The sequence below is a fragment of the Streptomyces sp. SID14478 genome, assembly GCF_010548525.1.
In the GTDB taxonomy this organism is placed as follows: Bacteria; Actinomycetota; Actinomycetes; order Streptomycetales; family Streptomycetaceae; genus Streptomyces.
This window is the reverse complement of the sequence record NZ_JAAGMG010000481.1, coordinates 1-6,146: the sequence shown is the minus strand read 5'-3', so window position 1 is coordinate 6,146 and position 6,146 is coordinate 1. Positions and strand designations below refer to the sequence as shown.

Genomic DNA, 6,146 nt, shown 5'->3' with positions numbered 1-6,146 from the left:
CCGGCGCGTCGGGGCTCCGGTGCGCCCGGGGGACGGTGAGAGCGGCCTTGTGCCGCGGCACCGTCAGTCGCGCCGTGCCGGTCGCCGGGCCGTAGCCGAACCTGCCGTAGATCGGCGCCTCGGAGGCCAGCAGCACGGCCAGGAACTCCCCTCGGGCCCGTACGTCGGCGAGCTGACGCCGCATCAACTCGCCGAGCACGCCCCGGCGCCGGTGCGAGGGCAGGACGCCGACCGCGCTCACCCCGGCGGCCGGGACGGGAACGCCGCCGGGCAGGGTCAGTTCGAAGGAGTACGCGGCGGCGGTGCCGACGGGCCGCCCGTCGGCGTCCAGGGCGAGCAGACCGCGGTCCATCTCGAGCGCCGACCACCACAGGCCGCCGCCGTCGACCGGGGTTTCCGGAAAGAGGCCGAACGCGGCGTGGGCCGTGTCGACGAAGACGTCGAGGTCCTCATCACTGGTGGAACGTATCTTCATTGCCGCTTGCCGCCGCTCGTCGTGGATGCCGGCGAGTCTATCGAGCCGCCCCCGGTCCGGGTCGCGCCGGTCGGCGTCGGGGCGGGCTCGTCGTCCCGGCGCCTCGCTCGCCCGAGCGGGGCCCACCTCGGCAAAGATTCGCTCAAAAATAGGTGCGGTGTTCGCCATGAGCGGCGCGGATCGATCCCATGGCTCGCATGAGTGAACTCAGCGATCTGATTCCCGTCGAGGCCATCCGGCTCGACGTGGCGGCGCCGGACTGGCAGGGCGCGGTGCGCGCGGCCGGTGACCTGCTGGTGGCGGGCGGGGTGAGCACGGACGCGTACACCCAGGAGATGACCCGCAACGTCGAGGAGAACGGGCCCTACATCGTCATCGCACCCGGTTTCGCTTTCGCACACGCCAGGCCCTCGCCCGCCGTGCAGCGGACCGGGATGTCGTGGGTGCGGCTGGCGACCCCGGTGAACTTCGGCCACGAGACGAACGATCCGGTCCACCTCGTCGTCGCGCTCGCGGCGACCGACTCCGGCGCCCACACCCAGGCCATGGGCGCGCTCGCGAGGCTGCTCGCCGACGGTGACACCTCGGCCGCCCTGGACCGGGCGCCCACCCCGCAGGCGGTCCACCGGATCCTCGCCGGAGACACGGCCGAGCAGGCCGCGGCACCCAGGAGCGAGGGCTCCCCGGGCGGTGGAGGCTCCGCCAAGCACGGAATGCACAAGATCCTGACCGTGTGCGGCAACGGCGTCGGCACGAGCCTGTTCCTCAAGTCGACGCTCGACAAGGTGCTCGACCGGTGGAAGTGGGGCCGCTTCATCACCACCGAGGCCACCGACACCATCTCCGCGAAGGGCAAGGCCTCCGAGGCCGTCGCCATCATGACGTCGCGCGAGATCGCCAGGACGCTGGGCGACGTGGGCATCCCGGTGCGGGTGATCGAGGACTTCACCAGCACCAAGGAGGTCGACTCCGCGCTGCGCGACCTCTACGACGTCTGACCCGCGCCCGACCCGCCGCCGCTCTACCGCCCGGAGTCCCCATGAACGTCCTCGTGGACATCGCGAAATTCATCGTCAACGAAATCCTCAGCGTCCCCGCCTACCTCATCGGCATCATCACTGCCGTCGGCCTCATCGCCCTGAAGAAGTCCACCGGCCAGATCATCGGCGGCGCCATCAAGGCGACCCTCGGCTTCCTCCTCATCGGGGCCGGCGCGACCCTCGTCACCGCCTCCCTCGAACCGCTCGGCACGATGATCACCGGCTCGACCGGTTCGCACGGCGTGATCCCCACCAACGAGGCCATCGTCGGCATCGCGCAGGCCGAGTACGGCTCGCGCGTCGCCTGGCTGATGATTCTCGGCTTCCTGATCAGTCTGCTCCTCGCCCGTTTCACCCCGTTGTCCTACGTGTTCCTGACGGGGCATCACATGTTGTTCATGGCCACGCTGTTGACCATGGTGATGGCCTCGGCCGGACAGGACTCGTGGGTCGTCGTCGTGGTCGGTGCGGTGCTGCTCGGCATCATGCTCGTCGCGATGCTCGCGTTCGCGCACCCCTGGACCAAGCGCGTCACCGGCAACAACACCGTCGCCGTGGGGCACTTCGGAACAGCCGGGTACATCGTGTCCGGCGCGACCGGCCAGGTCGTCGGCAAGAAGAGCCGCTCCACCGAGGAGATGAACCTGCCCGAGGGGCTGCGTTTCCTGCGCGACTCGATGGTCGCCACCGCCCTGTCGATGGTCCTCATCTACATGATCATGGCCATCGTCTTCCTCGTGAAGGCCGGCAGGACGGAGGCGTTCAAGGCGTTCGCGACGGGCGGTGGCGCCGGGTCCACGGGCGTCGGCAACTATCTGATGGCCTCGCTCGGACAGGGCCTGCAGTTCGGCATCGCCGTCGCCGTGATCCTCTTCGGGGTGCGCACGATCCTCGGTGAACTCGTCCCCGCCTTCCAGGGCATCGCACAGAAGGTCGTGCCCGGCGCGATCCCCGCGCTGGACGCGCCGATCGTCTTCCCGTACGCGCAGAACGCGGTGCTCGTCGGCTTCATCTGCTCCTTCGTCGGCGGCCTCGTGAGCCTGGGACTGCTCGCCGGGGTGTTCAACCCCGCCTTCGGCACGGCCCTCGTACTGCCCGGACTCGTCCCGCACTTCTTCACCGGCGGCGCGGCCGGCGTCTTCGGCAACGCGACCGGCGGGCGGCGCGGGGCCGCGATCGGGGCCTTCCTGAACGGCGTGCTGATCACCTTCCTGCCCGCCTTCCTGCTCGGCGTCCTCGGCTCCTTCGGCTCGGCCAACACCACGTTCGGCGACGCGGACTTCGGCTGGCTCGGCCTCATCCTCGGCAACGTCGCCAAGGCGGGCGAGGTGGCCGGCATCATCCTGATGCTGCTGGTCGGACTCGTCATCCTGGGCGGCGCGATCGTCTGGCAGAAGCGCGTCGTGGACACCGGCTGGGACCCGGGCGCGAAGCGGGCGGCGCTGCTGCCGCCGGAGGACCGCCCCGAGCAGCACGACTCCGGTGCCCCCGGGGAGACCACGGTCTCCCGTACGTACGCGAAGATCACGCCGCCGGCCGGGGCGCCGGTGCCGCCGCCGCCGGAGGACTGAACACCCCCTCGGGTCCCTCTTTCGTGCGGGGGACCCGTGAGGGACCAATCCGCGAGGCGGGCCGTGCCGGATTACCGGCGATGAGGGCACCTGGCCCTCACGCACCGGATCGCTGAGGGATTGTCATGCAGACTCGAGTCCACCGTGTCGCCGTTGTCGTCGCTGCCGCCGCCATGCTGCCGTTGGCCCTGGCCGGGTGCTCCGACAGCGACTCCAAGGACAAGGCGTCCGACAGCTCCTCGACCGCCGCCCCGAAGGGGTCCGACATGGACAGCCCTTCGGGCGCCATGGGCACGATGAGCAAGCCGTTCGGGCCCGCCTGTGCGTCCGTGCCCAAGGACGGCGCGGGTTCGTTCGACGGGATGGCCCAGGACCCGGTCGCCACCGCCGCCTCGCACAACCCGGCGCTGTCCACCCTGGTCACGGCCGTGAAGAAGGCCGGTCTGGTGGACACGCTGAACAACGCGAAGAACATCACCGTCTTCGCGCCCACCAACGACGCCTTCGCCAAGATCCCCAAGGCCGACCTGGACAAGGTCCTCAACGACAAGGCGCAGCTGACCAAGATCCTGACCTACCACGTGGTCGGTCAGAAGCTCGCCCCGAAGGACCTGGAGAACGGCTCCTACGACACGCTGGAGAAGTCGAAGCTGACGACCTCCGGCTCCGGCGAGTCCTACAAGGTCAACGACTCGGCCAACGTGGTCTGCGGCAACGTCAAGACCGCCAATGCCAACGTCCACATCATCGACACCGTCCTGATGCCGAAGAACTGACCGACGCACCGCCCGTCCCAATCCGCGCCCCGGCCGGCTCCGGATTACCGGTGAGGCCGCATCCGGGGCCGGGAAGGGAGAGGCGATGTCGAGGGCGCAAGGCGACGTTCCGGGGGAACCCGACGGGTCGGCGGGCAGCGGGAGCAGGCGGCGGACCGCCGTGATCGGCAGCGGGGTGGCCGGTCTCACCGCCGCGTACGTGCTCGCCCGGGCCCGTGACGTGACGCTGTACGAGGCCGACGACCGGCTCGGCGGGCATGCCCACACCCATGACCTGACGGCGCCCGACGGCGCCAGGCACCGCGTCGATTCGGGCTTCATCGTGCACAACCGCCGCACCTATCCGCACCTGCTGCGGCTGTTCGCCGAACTCGGCGTCGCCACGCAGGAGTCGGAGATGAGCATGTCGGTGCGGTGCGAGGGGTGCGGTCTGGAGTACGCCGGTGCGCGCGGTCCCGCCGGACTGTTCGCGCGGCCCCGCAACGCACTGCGCGGGGACTACCTGCGCCTGCTCGCCCAGGTGCCCGCCTTCCACCGGGCCGCCCGGCGACTGCTCGCGCGCGGCGGCGACCCGGAGCTCACGCTCGGGGAGTTCCTGGACCGCGAAGGGTTCTCGCCCTACTTCCGCGCGCACTTCGCGACGCCGCTCGTCTCGGCCGTCTGGTCCTGCGACGCGGCGACGGCGCAGCGGTACCCGGCCGCGTACCTGTTCCGGTTCCTGGAGCACCACGGGATGCTCGCGGTGAGCGGATCGCCGACCTGGCGCACGGTGACCGCGGGGTCGGGCACCTACGTCGAGCGGATCGCCGGGCGCCTGGACCAGGTGCACGTCGCCGCGCCGGTGCGCGCCGTGCGGCGGCACGCGGACGGCGTCAGCCTCGTCACCGCGGACGGCACCACACGCGCGTACGACTCCGTGGTCGTCGCCACGCACCCGGACCAGGCCCTGGCGCTGCTGGCCGACGCCACACCGCTGGAGAAGGAGGTCCTCGGCGCCTTCCGGTACAGCCGCAACACGACGCTCCTGCACACCGACACCGCGGTGCTGCCACGCGCGCGGGGGGCCCGCGCCTCGTGGAACTACCTGATGCCGTCCTGCGCGGCGGGCGCCGAGCAGGTACGGGTCAGCTACGACATGAACCGGCTCCAGCGGCTGACCGCCGCGCAGACGTACGTGGTGACGCTCGGCGGCGAGGACCGCGTCGACCCGGCGCGGGTCCTGGCCCGCATGGTCTATGAACACCCGGTCTACACACCGCAGTCGCTGGCGGCCCAGCGGCGGCTGCCGGAACTGGGCACCGCCGTCACGGCGTTCGCCGGCGCCTACCACGGCTGGGGGTTCCACGAGGACGGCTGCCGATCCGGGGTGACCGCCGCCGCGGCACTGGGAGTGCGATGGCTGTGAGCACCACGCCTGCCCTGTACCGCGTCGCGATCAGCCACATACGCACCGCGCCGCGCAGGTACACGCTGCGCCACCGCACGTACATGTGGCTCGTCGACCCCGACCGCCCTCCCGAACTGCCCGTACTGCTGCGGCCGTTGGCGCGCTTCGACCCGCGGGACCACTTCACCGGGGACCGGTCCTCCCTGCGCGCGGGGCTCGATGCCTTCCTCGCCGCGCACGGAGTCGACCTGGCGGGCGGGCCGGTCGTGATGCTCACCCACGCCCGCGTCTTCGGGTACGTGTTCAACCCGCTCACCCTCTACTGGTGCCACACCCCCGACGGCGCCCCGCACTGCGTCGTCGCCGAGGTCCACAACACCTACGGCGGACGGCACGCCTACCTTCTGTGGCCCGACAGTTCGGGCGTCGCGGTGACCGACAAGGAGTTCTACGTCTCGCCGTTCTTCCCCGTCGACGGCCGCTACCGCATGCGCCTGCCCGCACCCGGCGACCGCGTCGACCTGACCGTGCACCTGGAACGCGACGGCGGCAGGCCCTTCACCGCCACCGTCCGCGGCAGCCGGCACGACGCCCGCACGGCCACCTTGCTGCGCCTCGCCCTGCGCAGCCCCTGGTCCACCCTCGCCGTGTCCGCCGCCATCCGGCTGCACGGCATCCGTCTGTACCTGCGGGGCCTGCCCGTACAGCCCCGCCCCGATCACCGCACACCGGAGAACCACTCATGAGAACAGGCGAGGACCGCATTGCCCCCACGACGCACACCGCCGTGGACCCCGGGGCCTGGCCCGACATCGCCACCCCGCCGACGGCCTCCCGCGCCCGGACCGCGCTCGCCGGGGCCGTCGTCCGCCGCGCGCTGCACCAGCTGCCGCTGCG

6 protein-coding genes are annotated in these 6,146 nt (G+C 71.3%); 5 read left to right on the top strand and 1 reads right to left on the bottom strand.

Going from position 1 to position 6,146, the window contains the following annotated elements; all coding sequences use genetic code 11:
- A partial coding sequence (locus G3I40_RS16005; protein ID WP_164302836.1) for a GNAT family N-acetyltransferase occupies positions 1-475 on the bottom strand: 475 nt, incomplete at its 3' end.
- A gap of 197 nt (positions 476-672) precedes the next feature.
- Between G3I40_RS16005 and G3I40_RS16000 the strand changes: the two genes are divergently transcribed.
- The 5 genes from G3I40_RS16000 to G3I40_RS15980 all read left to right on the top strand — a co-directional run bounded on the left by G3I40_RS16000 (position 673) and on the right by G3I40_RS15980 (position 5,995).
- On the top strand, positions 673-1,473 hold the full coding sequence (locus G3I40_RS16000; protein WP_164302835.1) for a PTS sugar transporter subunit IIA: 801 nt from the start codon (positions 673-675) through the stop codon (positions 1,471-1,473).
- A gap of 41 nt (positions 1,474-1,514) precedes the next feature.
- Positions 1,515-3,086 (top strand): PTS ascorbate transporter subunit IIC, encoded by a 1,572-nt coding sequence (locus G3I40_RS15995; RefSeq protein WP_164302834.1) that lies wholly within the window; start codon positions 1,515-1,517, stop codon positions 3,084-3,086.
- 125 nt (positions 3,087-3,211) lie between these two features.
- The gene (locus G3I40_RS15990) at positions 3,212-3,862 is read left to right on the top strand and encodes a fasciclin domain-containing protein (protein ID WP_164302833.1); all 651 of its coding nucleotides are present in this window, start codon (positions 3,212-3,214) and stop codon (positions 3,860-3,862) included.
- Between the two features lie 85 nt (positions 3,863-3,947).
- The gene (locus G3I40_RS15985) at positions 3,948-5,267 is read left to right on the top strand and encodes an FAD-dependent oxidoreductase (protein WP_164302832.1); all 1,320 of its coding nucleotides are present in this window, start codon (positions 3,948-3,950) and stop codon (positions 5,265-5,267) included.
- Entirely contained in the window at positions 5,258-5,995 is a 738-nt protein-coding gene (locus G3I40_RS15980; protein WP_164302831.1) for a DUF1365 domain-containing protein, read from the top strand. The genes G3I40_RS15985 and G3I40_RS15980 overlap by 10 nt, the downstream gene beginning before the upstream one ends.
- The last annotated feature ends 151 nt before the right edge of the window (positions 5,996-6,146 follow it).